General features: G+C 71.0%; 17 protein-coding genes. 5 read left to right on the forward strand and 12 right to left on the reverse strand.

Annotated features, from left to right (window positions below; translation table 11 throughout):
- Nucleotides 1-127: 127 nt before the first annotated feature.
- From EXE51_RS12465 to EXE51_RS12495, 7 genes are all read right to left on the reverse strand, one after another.
- Nucleotides 128-1,042: a thiamine-phosphate synthase family protein gene (locus EXE51_RS12465; protein ID WP_089307948.1), complete on the reverse strand. Its 915-nt coding sequence runs from the start codon at nt 1,040-1,042 to the stop codon at nt 128-130.
- Complete coding sequence (dcd, locus tag EXE51_RS12470) at nt 1,039-1,659, reverse strand: dCTP deaminase (protein WP_094519608.1); 621 nt, start codon at nt 1,657-1,659, stop codon at nt 1,039-1,041. The genes EXE51_RS12465 and dcd overlap by 4 nt, the downstream gene beginning before the upstream one ends.
- Before the next feature lie 93 nt (nt 1,660-1,752).
- Entirely contained in the window at nt 1,753-2,496 is a 744-nt protein-coding gene (locus EXE51_RS12475; protein WP_094495240.1) for a YIP1 family protein, read from the reverse strand.
- Between the two features lie 63 nt (nt 2,497-2,559).
- Nucleotides 2,560-3,186, reverse strand: a complete 627-nt coding sequence (locus EXE51_RS12480) for an NfeD family protein (RefSeq protein ID WP_049932441.1) — start codon at nt 3,184-3,186, stop codon at nt 2,560-2,562.
- A gap of 151 nt (nt 3,187-3,337) precedes the next feature.
- Complete coding sequence (locus tag EXE51_RS12485; protein ID WP_049932443.1) at nt 3,338-3,628, reverse strand: hypothetical protein; 291 nt, start codon at nt 3,626-3,628, stop codon at nt 3,338-3,340.
- A 91-nt stretch (nt 3,629-3,719) separates the two neighbouring features.
- Nucleotides 3,720-5,477, reverse strand: coding sequence for a pyruvate kinase (pyk, locus tag EXE51_RS12490; RefSeq protein WP_049932445.1), 1,758 nt, complete (start codon nt 5,475-5,477; stop codon nt 3,720-3,722).
- Between the two features lie 212 nt (nt 5,478-5,689).
- Nucleotides 5,690-6,625: a sulfide-dependent adenosine diphosphate thiazole synthase gene (locus EXE51_RS12495; RefSeq protein ID WP_049932447.1), complete on the reverse strand. Its 936-nt coding sequence runs from the start codon at nt 6,623-6,625 to the stop codon at nt 5,690-5,692.
- 509 nt (nt 6,626-7,134) lie between these two features.
- On the opposite strand from EXE51_RS12495, the gene EXE51_RS12500 reads away from it, so the two are divergent.
- The 5 genes from EXE51_RS12500 (at nt 7,135) to EXE51_RS12520 (ending at nt 8,597) form a co-directional block, all read left to right on the forward strand.
- The gene (locus tag EXE51_RS12500) at nt 7,135-7,401 is read left to right on the forward strand and encodes a hypothetical protein (protein WP_049932448.1); all 267 of its coding nucleotides are present in this window, start codon (nt 7,135-7,137) and stop codon (nt 7,399-7,401) included.
- A 4-nt stretch (nt 7,402-7,405) separates the two neighbouring features.
- Complete coding sequence (locus EXE51_RS12505; protein ID WP_004049526.1) at nt 7,406-7,540, forward strand: DNA-directed RNA polymerase subunit P; 135 nt, start codon at nt 7,406-7,408, stop codon at nt 7,538-7,540.
- Between the two features lie 28 nt (nt 7,541-7,568).
- Complete coding sequence (locus EXE51_RS12510) at nt 7,569-7,820, forward strand: KEOPS complex subunit Pcc1 (protein ID WP_086220662.1); 252 nt, start codon at nt 7,569-7,571, stop codon at nt 7,818-7,820.
- 119 nt (nt 7,821-7,939) lie between these two features.
- Nucleotides 7,940-8,326 (forward strand): prefoldin subunit beta, encoded by a 387-nt coding sequence (locus EXE51_RS12515; RefSeq protein ID WP_008440520.1) that lies wholly within the window; start codon nt 7,940-7,942, stop codon nt 8,324-8,326.
- Between the two features lie 4 nt (nt 8,327-8,330).
- Complete coding sequence (locus EXE51_RS12520; protein WP_049932451.1) at nt 8,331-8,597, forward strand: DUF3194 domain-containing protein; 267 nt, start codon at nt 8,331-8,333, stop codon at nt 8,595-8,597.
- A gap of 66 nt (nt 8,598-8,663) precedes the next feature.
- Here the strand turns inward: EXE51_RS12520 and EXE51_RS12525 are convergent, their stop codons facing one another.
- The 5 genes from EXE51_RS12525 to EXE51_RS12545 all read right to left on the reverse strand — a co-directional run.
- Nucleotides 8,664-9,218, reverse strand: coding sequence for a GMP synthase subunit A (locus EXE51_RS12525; RefSeq protein WP_049932452.1), 555 nt, complete (start codon nt 9,216-9,218; stop codon nt 8,664-8,666).
- A gap of 105 nt (nt 9,219-9,323) precedes the next feature.
- The gene (gene truD / locus EXE51_RS12530; RefSeq protein ID WP_086220659.1) at nt 9,324-10,835 is read right to left on the reverse strand and encodes a tRNA pseudouridine(13) synthase TruD; all 1,512 of its coding nucleotides are present in this window, start codon (nt 10,833-10,835) and stop codon (nt 9,324-9,326) included.
- Nucleotides 10,836-11,174, reverse strand: a complete 339-nt coding sequence (gene pth2 / locus EXE51_RS12535; RefSeq protein ID WP_137692780.1) for a peptidyl-tRNA hydrolase Pth2 — start codon at nt 11,172-11,174, stop codon at nt 10,836-10,838.
- Between the two features lie 105 nt (nt 11,175-11,279).
- Complete coding sequence (locus tag EXE51_RS12540; RefSeq protein WP_086220664.1) at nt 11,280-12,080, reverse strand: bacteriorhodopsin; 801 nt, start codon at nt 12,078-12,080, stop codon at nt 11,280-11,282.
- Between the two features lie 200 nt (nt 12,081-12,280).
- Nucleotides 12,281-13,765 (reverse strand): NAD(P)/FAD-dependent oxidoreductase (locus EXE51_RS12545; RefSeq protein WP_137692781.1); only part of this gene is annotated, 1,485 nt, incomplete at its 5' end.

The raw sequence follows: 13,765 nt of genomic DNA on the forward strand, positions 1-13,765 counted from the left end.
CGCTAGAAGGAGCGCGTCCGCATCCCGGACCGCCGTGTCCGTGTCACGCCCGTGAATTTGGACGGTCCGGTCTAAAACCCGTCGCCCGTGACGGGGTCACGGTCGGTCGCGGACGACCTGCCCCGCGTCACAGCAGGCCGCGGACGATCCGCGCCGCCTCGGCAGCGGTCGGCGCGAGGACGTACACGATCGGCTCGACGCCGACCGCGCCGGTCTGGTACGCCACGAGCGTCTCCGCCTCGTCGTCCGCCGAGCGGTCGGCGGCCGCGACCGCGTCGGCGACCGCCTCGCGGGTCTCGCGCTCGGCGTCGAACTCGACGGTCGGGTGCGACTCGCCGAGCGCCGCGACCGTCTCCGGGTCGTACCGGAGGTTCACCGCGCCCCGGACGCCGGACCCGGCCTCGCGCGCCGCGAGCAGCACCGTCGCGACGTGTTCGCTCACGCCGAACTCCGGCTCGCCGGGCACCATCGCGCGGCCCTTCACGTCGACGAGCCGGCCCGGGACCGCGGCCACGTCGTCGACCGTGGCGGCGTCGTCGGTACACTCGGCGACGTTCGCGCCGACGTTCGGGATGAGCCCGGCGAAGCCGGAGGCGTTCGTCAGGGTGCGGAGCCCGCGCCGAACCGAGGTGAGGACGCGCTCGCGCTCGCGGAGCCCGCTGTCCGGGTCGTGGACCGAGAACTCCACGTCGGCGTCGGCGAGCCCCGGCATCGCCGCCTCGTGGAGGTCGGCGAGCAGGTCGCCCTCCTCCAGCTGGCGGATCAGCACCTCGATTTCGACGAGCGCGGCCACGGGCGTGAGGTCGCCGCTCGCGAGCCCCTCGCCGACGCGCTCGACGAGGTCGCGCACGCGCTCGTCCGCGACGATGTCTTCGTGCCTGGCCACGTCGCCGGCGGCGTACTTCGAGACCGCCGACTGCGAGATGCCGAGGGCGTCGGCGACCTCGCTCTGGGTGAACCCGCGGTCGCGGAGGTCCTCCGCGAGCATCGAGCGGACGGTCGGCAGGAACTCGTCGACGACGACCTCCTCGATGAACCTCATCGCCCGTCACCTCCGGCCGCTTCATCGGTGCGGCTATCGTTGGCGAACTCCGGATCGTCGCCGATCCGCGACGCCTGCGGGCCGTCCTGTCCTTGGTACTTCGAGCCCCGCTCGGCGCCGTACGGCCGGTCCGCGGGCCGCTTCAGCTCGGTGAAGGTGAGCTGCGAGACGCGCATCCCGGGCGAGAGCGCCACGGGGGCGGTCCCGAGGTTCGAGAGTTCGAGGGTAATCTGGCCCTCGTAGCCGGGGTCGCACAGCCCAGCGGTGGCGTGGACGACGATGGCGAGTCGCCCGAGCGAAGAGCGCCCCTCGACGTGCGCGACGAGGTCGTCCGGAATCTTGACCCGCTCGGCGGTCGTCCCGAGGACGAAGTCGCCGGGGTGGAGGATGAACTCGTCGCCCTCGGCGACGGTCGTCTCGGTGACGTACTCGCTCACCTCGCCGGCGTCTGTCGGGTGGATACAGGGGATGTTGGTGCGCTGGAACTCCAGGAACCGCTCGCCGAGCCGCAGGTCCACGCTGGCGGGCTGGACCTGCTGGTCGACGTCGTCGAGCGGCTCGATCGCGAGGTCGCCCTCGGCGAGCCGGTCGAGGATGTCTGCGTCGGACAGGATCATACCGAGAGGGGGAGCGCCGGCGGCTTAAAAACTCCCGAATCGGCGGCTCCGAGCGCTCGAACCGACGCCCGGGGCCGACCGCTCTGGGAGCGCTCAGACCGCCGCGATCAGGAGGGCGATCGCGGCGAAGAACGTCGCCACCCCCGCCGCGGGGCCGCGGTCGAGGTCGTGTACGGCCTCCAGCCCGCCGACGACCACGACCCACTGGATCGCGATCGCTACCGCGGACGCGACCAGCAGCGGCCCCGTCGCGCTCGTGATCGCGGCGACGAGGTCCGTCGTGAGCGCCTCGAACGACGACCCCGCGGGCGCCGCGTTCGAGAGCGTGTACCAGATCGCGACGATCCCGGCGCCGAGCCGGAGCAGTTCAGCCCCGATCGCCCACCCGGCGATCACGAAGGAGTCGCCGACGGAGCCGGAGCCGCCCGCGACGAGCGCCCCGACGTGGAGCGCGAGCGCGAACGCGACCCACCAGATCGGGACGCCGAGCAGCCCGTAGTGGATGTAGCCGTTCGCGGCGTCGCTCAGTTCCTCGCCCGCGTCGACCTCGATTTGCTTCGGCTCGTCACACTCCTCTGCGAACGCGGAGTCGGGGTCGTCGCCGAAGGTCTCGCAGGTCGACTCCGAGGGGCGATCCGGGTTGTCGACCGTGATCTGCTGGTCGACCGTCGCGTCGAAGACAGCCCCGAGCGCGATGATTCCGACACTGGTGCCGATCGTGACGACGACCAGCATCGCGACCGCGACGGTCCCGGCGCGGGGAGAGTCGACCGCGTCGCGGACGCGGTCGAGGACGCTACCGATCGGACTCGTGAGGACGGCGAGCGGGGAGGGCACGCCCAAGCGATCCGGGGCGACACACAAGTGCTTTTTCGGTCGAACGCGCCGCCGCCGACCGCGTCACTCCCGTTCGAGTTCGGCCTCCGGGTCGGCGTCCTCTTCGGCCGCGTCCGCCTCCCGCTCGGCCTCGCTCGCCGCGGCCTTCCGCGCGCGGTCGGCCGCCAGCTCGCGGTCGATGTCGTCCTCGACGTACCCCATCGACTCCACGGTGACGACGTTCCCCCCGCCGGGGTCGACCACCATCACCTCCTCGCCCTCGTCTATCGTCCCCTCCATCGACCGGGCGGAGTAGTGTGGGTTGAACCCGCCGCCGGCGAGTTTCACCTCGCCGCCCGTGGGCGTCACGCGCTCCGTGACGGTTCCGGTCTTCCCCTTCAGGGAGTCGCTGTCGCTGGTCTGCTGTTGCCCCTTCCCGCCGTAGAAGTCGAACTCGTGGTAGGCGTAGAAGGCGGCCGCACCGAACACGAGCGTCAGCAGCGCCATGAACAGGGTGAGGAGGGCGCCGGCGACGCCGAGCGAGGTCAGCGCCAGCCCGCCGAGCCCGGCGCCGATGAGCGCGATGCCGACGACGATGAAGTTCGCCCCCGGCGCGAGCGCCTCCGCCATCGAGAGCAGCAGCCCCGCGGTCAACAGCAGGAGGGGGAGGGTGTCCGGCGAGAGGAGTCCGGACTGTGCCAGCGCGTTCATGTTCGGTCCTACGGCCGCGGCCTGATAAGTGGTGGTGCGCGCGGTCGCGCGGCGTCCGACGAGCCGTTGACGCTCTCCCCTCGGGCCGTCTCGCCGCTCGTCGCTCGGACGCTCTCGACGCTCCTCGTCCGGTCTCCCCGCGGCGTCCGACTCAGAGTCCGACCACTAAGGTGCCGACGGTGAGGGCGACGCCGAGGACGACGAACGCCGCGTGTTCGAGGGTGATGTCGCCCGGCTCGATCGGTTCGTCCGCCGGGGTGGCGGTGTCCTCGGTGACCCCGTCCGGCCCCACGTCGTCGACCGAGAAGCGCCACTCGGTCCCGCCGTCCGGGCCCTTCTCGCCCGCGTCGTTGGCTCGGCTCCGATCGCCGGTGACGGCGTCGTCGCCGGCCTCGACGGCCGAGTCTCCGTCGCGGGCACCGTCGCCGGATTCGTCGCTCATACGACCTCGTACGCGACTCCGTAATAAATGGCTGGCGGGCGCGTCGGTCCCGGACCGAGCGCGGCGGTCGCGTCGCGGGCGTCGACGGTACTTACCGCTCGCGGGCCGCGCGGAGCACGTCGCCGTCGTAGACGACGCCGCGCTCGCCGTCGACGGTCACCGTGGTCCCGTCGGCGACCGACTCGGGGAGGGCGGCGCCGGAGACCATCGGGACGCCCAGCTCGCGGGCGACGACGGCGGGGTAGCCGGTCATCCCCTCGCGGGCGTCGACGATGCCGGCGATCCGGTCGAGGTCGCCGCCGAACTCCCCGTTGAACTCGGGCCCCAGCGCGACCACGGAGTCCTCGGGGAGCGCGTCGAGGTCGCCGTCCTCGGTCCGGTGGACTGGGGCGGCCACGCGGCCGGCCACGGCCCCTTTCCCGGTCACGAGCGTCTCCGCGGCGACGTGGACCTTCAGGGTGTTCGTCGTGTTCGTCCCCTCCAGCTCGGTGAGCATCCCGGAGAGGACCACGAGGGTGTCGCCGGACGCCGCGCCGCCGCGGTCGAGCGCGGCGTCGACCGCGTTGTCGAGGATCGACTCCATGTCGTTGGCGTACTCGGTCAACACCGGTCGGACTCCCCACGAGAGGGCGAGCTGTCGGCGGACCCGGTCGTTCGGCGTCGTCGCGACGACCGGGACGCCCGGGCGGAACATCGCGGTCTTTCGCGCCGTGAAGCCCGACTCGGAGACCGCGACCACCGTGGAGGCGCCGATGTCGCGCGCGAGGTAGCGCGCCGACCGCGCCAGCGCCTCCGTCCGGGAGCCCTCCTCGGCGGTCGGGACGCGCTGCTCGCGCGTCTCCGCGTACTCGTCACTAGACTCGACCTGCCGGACGATCCGGTCCATCGTGTCGACGACGTTGATCGGGTCCTCGCCGACCGCGGTCTCGCCGGAGAGCATCACGGCGTCGGTGCCGTCGAGGACGGCGTTCGCCACGTCGGAGGCCTCCGCGCGGGTCGGCCGCCGCGAGGAGACCATCGAGTCGAGCATCTCCGTCGCGGTGATGACGGGGACGCCCTCGTTGACGCAGGTCCGGATGATCCGCTTCTGGATCACGGGCACGTCCTCAAGCGGGCACTCGACGCCGAGGTCGCCGCGGGCGACCATCACGCCGTCGGCGGCGTCGACGATCCCCTCCAGGTTCTCGACCGCCCCGGCGCGTTCGATCTTCGCGACGATCGGGATGTCGTCGCCGCCGCGCGCCTCCAGCTCGTCGGCGATCCGGTACACGTCGTCCGCGTCGCGCACGAACGAGGCCGCCACGAAGTCGGCGTTCGTCCGGGCCGCGAGGTCGAGTTCGGCCTCGTCTTCCGGGGTGATCAGGTCCACGTCGATGGCGACGCCCGGCAGGTTCACGCCCTTCCGGGAGCCGAGCTTGCCGCCCGAGACGACCGTCGCGACCACGGACTCGCCGTCGACGCGCTCGACGCGGCACTCGATCCGGCCGTCGTCGAGGAGGATCGTGTCGCCCGGCTCGGCGGCCCCGATCGAGTGGGTGAGCCCGACGCGCTCGGGCGTCGCGTCGTCGCCTTCGAGGAAGCTCACTTCCGAGCCCTCGGCGAGCGCGATCGGGTCGTCGATCTCGGCGGTGCGGACCTCCGGCCCCTTCAGGTCGACCATCACCGCGAGCGGGTCGTCGATCTCGTCGTCGACGGCGCGGGCGCGCTCGATCACCGTCTCCCGGTGGTCGGTCGTCCCGTGGCTGGCGTTGAGTCGGACGACGGACATCCCCGCGTCGGCGAGGCCGCGGATCGTGTCCCGGTCGTCCGAGGCGGGACCGATCGTACAGACGATCTTGGCGTTTCGCATACCGCCGGGTTCGGCGTAGCGGCTGAAAAAGGCACCCGGTTGAGTCGCTCCCGAGTGAACGTTCGTGAAGAACGGTCCCTCGCGGGTCCCGGACACGGAGCCCGCGACCGGGGCCCTGCCGGCGCTCGCGGTCGCTCCGCAGTCGAGTACGTATCGCCGAGCGATCGGAACGGTGGAGGGTCGGTCGCCGCAGCGTCAGCGGTGACGGATTTTCAGTCGTCGGCGGGCGCGGGCGCGCTACCGGTCGACAGCGACACCTCGGGCGCGTCGACGCCGAGCTCGTCGAGCGCGGACTGCGCGGCGCGCTTGCCGGAGACGAGCATCGCGCCGAACGTCGGGCCCATCCGCGGGAGGCCGTGGGCGGTCGCGACCGCCATCCCGGAGGCGATCAGGCCGTCGTGGACGACGCCGGTGTGCTCGACGACCGCGTCCTCGCTCTCACCGACCCACATCGAGTCGTGGCCGGGCGAGTCGTGGCCGGGCGCGCCGTACTCGCCGTCGCCCGTCTGGTCCATGCCGGTGTTGTGCTCCTTCGCGTGCTCGATCCCGGGCGCCGAGAGGACGCCGCGCTCGTCGAGCTTGCTGATCGCGACCGCGTCGTGGCCGGTCGCGTCGATGACGAGGTCGGACTCGACCGCGATCGGATCGACGCAGGTGATCTCGCGCGGGAGCGCGTGGACCGGCGTCCAGTTCATCACGATCCCCCCGACCTCGTGGTCGTCCCGGACGACGAGGTCGGTGAACTCGGTCATGTTCTGGACGCGCGCGCCGGCGTCGCAGGCCGCCTTGATCAGCCCGGAGCAGGCCTCCGGCCCCGCGGCGGTGTAGAGCCCGTCCACGTCCTCGACCGGTTCGTACTCCACGTTGAGGTCGTCGAGGATCTCCTGGGCGGGGTCCCGGACCGTCACGGTGTTCATCAGGAACCCGCCGAGCCAGAAGCCGCCGCCGAGGTAGTTGTTCTTCTCGACGATCATCACCTTCACGCCGCGCTCGGCCAGCTCCTTCGCGGCCATCAGTCCGGAGGGGCCGCCGCCGAGGACGATGACCTCGGAGTCGGTGAAATCGAGGAATCCGTCGGTCCACTCGTTCCCGATCGCCTTCGTCACGTCGGTCTCGCTCACGTCCGCGAAGCCGTTGAATCCGTCCATACAACTTGGTAGTATTACTTGGTTGTGAAATGTGTTGCGGTCGATACGCGGGTGTGTGTTCCATTCATATCGGTACTCCGGAGTCGAACACAGCCGAAGCTCAAGCCGCTCAACTCTGCTCGGTCAGCTACAGATCGCCGGTTCCCACCGCCAAAGCCCCAGCCGTGAGGGCGCCGTACGCTCGCTGTGCTCCTCACTCGGTCGCTCACTTCGTTCGCTCCCTCGTTCCGGTGCTTACATCGCCTACGGCGCCCTCACGGCTGCCCCTTCGAGTCCCACCCCGCACAGCGCCGCCCCGTGCCTCACACCTCCCCAGCCTCGTCACTCGCCCTCGCTTCGCTTCGGGCGACTGACTCCCTCGCGCGTGCCCCTCGCGGCCTCCGCTTCGCTCCGGCCGCTCGCAGGCACGCGCCGCCGTCACATCCGGTTGCCTTCTCTCGTCGCGCGTGACTTTCCAACCGCCGCGACTCGCAGCCTTTTTACCTGCGCTGGCGGTAGGAGTGGCTACTATGGCTGAGGACAAGGCTCGAAGCACCGGCAGCGCGGGCCGATTCGGCGCTCGCTACGGCCGGGTCGCCCGCAAGCGGGTCCAGGACATCGAAGAGGAGATGCGCAACGCGACCGTCGACGGCGACGACGTCAAGCGCGTGGGTACCGGCATCTGGGTCAACGAGGAGACCGGCGAGACGTTCACGGGCGGCGCGTACCGCCCCGAGACGCCCGGCGGTCGCACCGTCCGCCGCTCCATCCGCGCCGCGCTCGCCGACGAGGAATAGGACGATGAGCTACAAGTGCTCCCGCTGTAAGCGCGACGTCACCCTCGACGAGTACGGCGGCGTGCGCTGCCCGTACTGCGGCCACCGCGTCCTCCTGAAGGAGCGCGGCGGCGACGTGAAGGAAGTGAACGTCGAGTAATCCGACGCTTTCGTCTCCCTCTCGGACCGTGACGCGCGCACACGAGACGGTCCTCTCGTTCACCTACCCCTCCGAGCGGCGCGCACGGGTCGTGGCCGACGCGCTCGGCCCCGAGATCGGCGAGATCGACGACGCCCGCTCGACCGCGACGGTCGACCGCGAGGGCGACGCTGTCCGGATCCGCGTGCTCGCCGACGACCTCGTGGCGCTGCGCGCCGGCGTCAACAGCTGGTCGCGACTGATCGCCGTCGCCGAACGCGTCGGTACCGGCCGCGATTGAGGATCACCGGAGATGCCGATACGGCGGCCTTTCAGTCCGCTGCGCTGCGAATTGTCCCTCGTCGGAGAAGTAAGGGGTTTTTCTGTCCGGGCCGCCTCGGTCCGCCCATGCAAGGGAACATGCCGCCCGAGGCACAGGAGAAGATCGAGGAGCTGCAGGAGCTTCAGGAGACCGCACAGCAGGTCGCCGAGCAGAAGGAGCAGGCGCAGTCCGCGCTCAACGAGTCGAAGACCGCCCTCGACGCCCTCGAAGACGTCGACGAGGACGCGGGCATGTACCGCGAGATCGGCGAGGTCCTCGTCGAGACGGACTACGAGTCCGCCTACGACGACCTCGAGGACAAGGTCGACTCGCTCGAGGTCCGCGTCGAGCAGCTCACGAAGCAGGAGGAGCGCGTCGAGGAGCAGTTCGACGACCTCCAGAGCGAGCTCCAGCAGATGCTCCAGGGCGGCGCCGGCGGCGGCGGCCCGATGGGACCGGGCGGCCCGGGCGCCGGCGGCGCGTAAGGCCGTGGCCGACGACGCCGACGCCGCCTCGGACCCGAGCGACGATGAGGTCGTTCGCACCGCCGCCGAGGCGGCCGAGGGGATCGTTTTCAAACACTACGACCAGTCGGCCGTTACGGATCTCGACGTCACCGTCACCTTCGAAGACGGGGTCCTCGACGTCGACGTCTACCTCAACGCGCCCGCGGACGCCGAGCCAGACAGAGAGGCGGTCGCGCAGGAGGCGGTCGAGACCGCGGGCGAGGCCGTCGACGAACTGTTCGACGAGTAGGCGCTCGCCGTCTCCTTCCGTTCTTTCACCGCCGCTACCGGCGGGCCTCGGGTCCGCGCGACGCCGTCAGGCCGACTCGCAGATCGCGACGAAGTTCTCGAAGACCTCCTCGCCGCGCTCCGTGTGCGCGACCTCCGGGTGCCACTGGACGCCGTACAGCCCCGCGTCCGGGTCGGCCATGGCCTCGATGCCGCAGACGTCGGAGGTGGCGGTGCGACCGAACCCGTCGGGCAGCTCGGTCACCTCGTCGGCGTGGGAGGCCCAGACGCGCGTCTCCGGCGCGAGCGAGCCGACGAGCGGGTCCTCGTCGTCGACGATCTCCACGTCCACGTCGGCGTAGCCGCCGTAGTCGCCCTCGCCGACCGCGCCGTCGAGTTCGCTGGCGATCAGCTGCATCCCGAGGCAGATCCCGAGGACGGGGAGGTCGCGGTCGAGGTAGTCCGGCGCGTTCCCGACGCGGTCCATGTCGGGCCCGCCCGAGAGGACGACCCCGTCAGCGTCGACCTCGTCGGCCGGCGCGTCGGCCGAGACGATCTCGGTGTCGACGCCGAGGTCGCGGAGCGCCCGCCGTTCGAGGTGCGTGAACTGGCCGTGGAGGTCGATGACGACGATTCGGGTCATGGCCTCGATTGACGACAGCCGCACAAAAACGGCTCGGAACGTGTCGCAGTATCGTGGTGGTTTCCGCCGCCGCGAGGTTAACAAAAATACACAAACGCGGATCGATCAGAGGGCTAGCGGGCCGCGCTTCGTGAACTCGCGGAGCAGCACGGTCGCGTACGACCCGCTCGGCAGCGCGAACGCGAACCGGGGGTCGCCGTCCGCGAACGACGCGTCGAGGTCGGTCCGAAGGAGGATCGCCCGCCGGGTGCCCGCGGAGTCGAACTCGCCGGGGAGGTCGAAGTCCCCCGGCTCGATGCCGGCGTCCGCGAGCACCTCGCGTTCGATCTCGCCGGGCTCGCCGTCGCCGAGCTCCGTCTCGGTGCCCACCAGCGGCGCGGTAACGAACGCCCGCCCGCGCTCGCAGTGCCTGGCGACCACGTCGACGCGGTCGGCGTCGACCCGCTGGAGCCGGTCCGCGTCGGGCGCGTACAGCTCCCCGGGCGCGTCGCCGTCGGCGAAACAGACCACGTCGCCGGCGACGGGGCGGTCGAAGGGGAGGCCGCGGCGCAGCCGCTCGCTGATGATCCGGTTGAAGAGGAACGACTGTGCGGCGTTGACGAACAGCCGCTGGAGGTTCGAGGGAACGGCCTCCAGCGCGTGCCACCAGTCCTCGTCGTCGGGCGGCGCGTCGGGGTCGACGCCGCGGTCGGCGAGCCGGTGGACCATCGACCGCTCGAACCGGAGCTTCCCGGGGATCGCGTCGAGGCACGCGGCCCAGTCGCCGTCGCCCGTGCCGTCGGCGGCGCGACCGCCGTCGCCGGGACTGCCGTCGGCCCCGAAGCCGTCGTCGGCTCCGGAACCGTCGCTCACGCCGAAGGCCGCGTTCACACGGTCGCGCGCGGCGCGGGTGTCGTCCGGCTCCGTCTCGGCCGGGTTACCCGCGTACAGCCGGACCGCCTCGCGGGGGTCCTCGCGGGCGATCGCGAGCCCGACGACGTGGGTGACCGGTCGCCGGCTGCCGAAGCGCTGCTGGCCGAAGTAGTTCGGGACGCCGACGGTCGCCTCGATCGGAAACGCCCGCTCACCGGTCGAGGAGTCGTTCGGCCCGTCCGCGCCGCCCGCGAACGCCCGGAGGTCTTGTACCGCGTCCGCGACACGCTCGGGTGCCTCCCCGACCGCGTCCGCGACGCGGATCTCGAAGGCGTTGCCGGCGAGGTCGCCGAACGAGAGGCTCCGCCCCGCCCGGCCGAGCGCCTCGACATCGGCGCCGCGGATCTCGGGGAGCGCGTCCGCGTCGACCCCGCGGACCGTGAACAGCTGCGTGGTGACGGCGCGCTTGTCCTTCGTCCCCGCCCACGAGACGCGCTCGCGGCTGATCCCGAGGGCGTCCGAGAGCCGGCGCGCGAAGTCGTTCGTGTCCCAGTCGCGGAGCGTCGCCCGGACGACGAGTTCGGGGTAGCTCCCCGCTTCGACGCCGAGCGGCTCCGCGTCGAACGCCTCCAGCTCCCGGACCCGAAAGTCCTCCGGCGACTCGCGGAGCCGGCCGCCGATCCCGTCGGCGTCGCTGACGTAGTACGCGATCCCGACGGCGCGCTCAGTCGGGTGCGCCTCGCGGAGGGTGCGTTCGGGGGCCATTCAGTACAGCGAGAGGTCGCCGGTCACGCGGTCGACGCTGTCGTCGCGGGCCGGCCCGACCGCGAGCGCGGTGACGGTGCCGGGCTCTAACTGTGTGTGCCCGGCGTCGCGGACGATCGCGTACGGGAGCCCCTCCCTGTCCGCCTTGTCGGCCAGCTCGAACAGCCGGCTCTCGGAGTCGCCATTGAGGACGACCTTCTTCTGTCCCTCGCCCTGCCACTTCTTCCGCGCCCGCTCGCTCGCGTCCTGATACGCCGACAGCGACGCGTGCGCGACCTGCGCGGCGAGCTTCCCCTCGCCCATCCCGATGTCCGTCCGCGCGACGATCGCCTGTTTCATGTCCCGATTCACCGCCGCCGCGGGTTTAGCGCTTTGCTCTCGGTCGTCACGCCGACCGCTGGCGGGCGAGCGACCGAAAAAAGGTCCGCGAGAACGCGACCGGCTTCAGTCGTCGGCGGGCGCCGCACCGCCGCGCGAGCCCGAGCCGAGGCCGGACGCCACGTCGGCGACCGTCCGCTCGTTGTTGACGACCCACCGGAGCAGGAGGAACGCGAAGAGGTACTTCGCGACGATGTCCATCCCGCTGTACGCCCACGAGGTGATCGCGACGTCAAGCACCGCCAACCCCTCGGCGCCGAGCGCCCAGAAGATCGGGTAGCCGAGCCAGAGGACCACGGTGAGCACCTTCAGCGTGTTGAAGATGTCCGCCGTCCCGGCGATCTCGGCGTCCTCGGCCCACTCGGCGAGCAGGATGTAGAGGACGACGACGAAGAACGCGCAGCTGATCGCGTACCACACCCAGCGGAGCAGGTACGAAGACGTCGTCAGCGCGGCCGCGAGGCCGGTGACGCACATCCCGATGTCGGCCACGACGGCCGTGAACAGCTTCGTGGTGTTCGACCCGGCCAGCAGGCCGAGCGCGATGAGGATCATCGGCGTCGACAGCGCCCACGTGAGGTACCGGCCCCACGGGGTGAGAACCTCCTGCCCGGCCAATGCGTGGCCGGCCGGCATTTCGAGGAAGCTCACCGTGAGCCCGGAGACGAGGCCGGTGTAACTGGAGATAGAGACCAGCGGGACCATCAGCGTGGCCACGAAGATCAGTTGCGCGCGCGGGTCCTCCACGTTCCGGCCCATGTACACGAAGAGGAGGATCGAGAGGCCCGCGAGGGCGATGTTGATCCAGAGCGACGAAGCGAGGAGCGTGTCGCTCTGAACGGCCTCGAAGATCTGCGTTTGGGTCATTTCGAGCGGGACCATTCCGCTTGCGAGTATGTCGGCCGCTGCTGTTTCGATCATGCGACGGTGTGTATCACGTGGCGTATTTATTAAATGTACCAACCTGACTGGTAAGGTTTTTCTAACAGATTCCGGAACCGACTCGTATTATTCGAAATATTCTTATTTATCGGTTAAATACCAGACGATCGTTTCGTCCCTCGCGGTCATCGACCGACCAGCGGGAGTCGGTCCAGCGGGCCAGCGCCGACGTCCGCCTCGACGGCGGCCGCGCAGTGTTCGCCGCCGAGCAGGCACATCGGCACCCCGATCCCCGGGTTGCTGCTCCCGCCGACGTAGTAGAGCCGGTCGGTCCCGCGGACGCGCGGCCCGGGGCGGAGCGGGCCGGTCTGTCGCATCGTGTGCGCGAGTCCGAGCGCGCTCCCGCCGGGCTGGTCGAACCGCTCGGCGAACTCGGAGACGCACGCGGACTCCTCGGCGACGATCCGGCCGCGGAGGTCGGCGCCGGCCCGCGACGCCACGGCGTCGAGGACGCGCTCCCTGAGCGCCGTCCGTCGCTCGGGGGTGTCGTCGAGCCCGGGCGCGAGCGGCACGAGCGTCACGACCGCCTCGTGGCCGTCGGGCGCGACCGACGGGTCGGTGCGCGAGGGCACGTTCACGTACACGACCGGGTCCGTCTCCCCAGTCGGCCACGCGGGGTCGTCGAATATCGCCGCGAAGTGCGGGTCCCAGTCCGTCGGCAGCGCGAGCGTGTGGTGTTCCAGCTCCGGCAGCTCCCCCTCGACGCCGAGGTACAGCAGGTGCGCCGCGGGCCCGTACGTCCGCCGGTCCCAGTAGTCGCCGACCCGCGAGACGGCGCCGTCGGGGAGCAGCTCGCGCTCGACGTGCGCCGGCGGCGCATTACAGACGACCCGATCGTGGACGTAGCGGTCGCCGCCGAGCTCGACTTCGACGCCGCCGTCTATCGGCTCCAGCGCCGTCACCTCGACGCCCGTGTGAACGTCTGCGCCGGCGTCGCGCGCCACCGTTTCGACCGCCTCGATCACCTCGTACATCCCGCCCATGGGGTAGTAGACGCCGAGCCCGTAGTCGACGTGGCTCATCAGCTGGTACAGCGCCGGCGTGTTGTGCGGCGACCCGCCGAGGAAGACGAGCGTGTACTCCAACAGCTGCCTGAGCTTCGGGTGATCGACGTACGACCGCACCGTCTCGTCGAGCGTGGAGAGGAGGTCGAGCTCCCGTCCCCCGGCGAGGACGTCCAGCGAGAGGTAGTCTCGGAACCGCGATCGTCCGGGGAGCACGAACCGGTCCATCCCCGCGTCGTACGCTCGCTCGGCGTCGGCGAGGTACTCGCGGAACGCCTCGCCAGCGCCCGCCTCGTACGACTCGAACAGCTCGGCGGCCGCGTCGGGATCGGCGGGCACGTCGGCGCTGTCGCCGTCGTCCCAGAAGACGCGGTAGTGGGGGTCGAGCCGCGTCAAGTCGTAGAACTCCTCGGTCGACCGACCGAAGTCGTCGAAGAACCGGTCGAACAGGTCCGGAAGGAGGTACCACGACGGCCCGGTGTCGAACCGGAACCCGTCGAGTTCGATCCGACCGGCGACCCCGCCGACGCGCTCGGCGCGCTCGTACACCGTCACCTCCGCGCCGGCGGCCGCGAGGTACGCCGCCGCGGAGAGCCCCCCAACGCC

This window comes from Halorubrum sp. CGM5_25_10-8B, from assembly GCF_005435095.1.
Lineage (GTDB): Archaea > Halobacteriota > Halobacteria > Halobacteriales > Haloferacaceae > Halorubrum > Halorubrum ezzemoulense.

Excerpts from the sequence above, each read along its gene's own strand:
- EXE51_RS12515 (WP_008440520.1), top strand. The coding sequence starts at position 7,940 with ATGCCGCCCGAGGCACAGGAGAAGATCGAGGAGCTGCAGGAGCTTCAG.
- pth2 (WP_137692780.1), bottom strand. The coding sequence starts at position 11,174 with ATGAAACAGGCGATCGTCGCGCGGACGGACATCGGGATGGGCGAGGGG.
- pyk (WP_049932445.1), bottom strand. The coding sequence starts at position 5,477 with ATGCGAAACGCCAAGATCGTCTGTACGATCGGTCCCGCCTCGGACGAC.
- EXE51_RS12495 (WP_049932447.1), bottom strand. The coding sequence starts at position 6,625 with ATGGACGGATTCAACGGCTTCGCGGACGTGAGCGAGACCGACGTGACG.
- EXE51_RS12540 (WP_086220664.1), bottom strand. The coding sequence starts at position 12,080 with ATGACCCAAACGCAGATCTTCGAGGCCGTTCAGAGCGACACGCTCCTC.
- EXE51_RS12505 (WP_004049526.1), top strand. The coding sequence starts at position 7,406 with ATGAGCTACAAGTGCTCCCGCTGTAAGCGCGACGTCACCCTCGACGAG.
- EXE51_RS12465 (WP_089307948.1), bottom strand. The coding sequence starts at position 1,042 with ATGAGGTTCATCGAGGAGGTCGTCGTCGACGAGTTCCTGCCGACCGTC.
- truD (WP_086220659.1), bottom strand. The coding sequence starts at position 10,835 with ATGGCCCCCGAACGCACCCTCCGCGAGGCGCACCCGACTGAGCGCGCC.
- EXE51_RS12525 (WP_049932452.1), bottom strand. The coding sequence starts at position 9,218 with ATGACCCGAATCGTCGTCATCGACCTCCACGGCCAGTTCACGCACCTC.
- EXE51_RS12500 (WP_049932448.1), top strand. The coding sequence starts at position 7,135 with ATGGCTGAGGACAAGGCTCGAAGCACCGGCAGCGCGGGCCGATTCGGC.
- EXE51_RS12480 (WP_049932441.1), bottom strand. The coding sequence starts at position 3,186 with ATGAACGCGCTGGCACAGTCCGGACTCCTCTCGCCGGACACCCTCCCC.
- EXE51_RS12485 (WP_049932443.1), bottom strand. The coding sequence starts at position 3,628 with ATGAGCGACGAATCCGGCGACGGTGCCCGCGACGGAGACTCGGCCGTC.
- dcd (WP_094519608.1), bottom strand. The coding sequence starts at position 1,659 with ATGATCCTGTCCGACGCAGACATCCTCGACCGGCTCGCCGAGGGCGAC.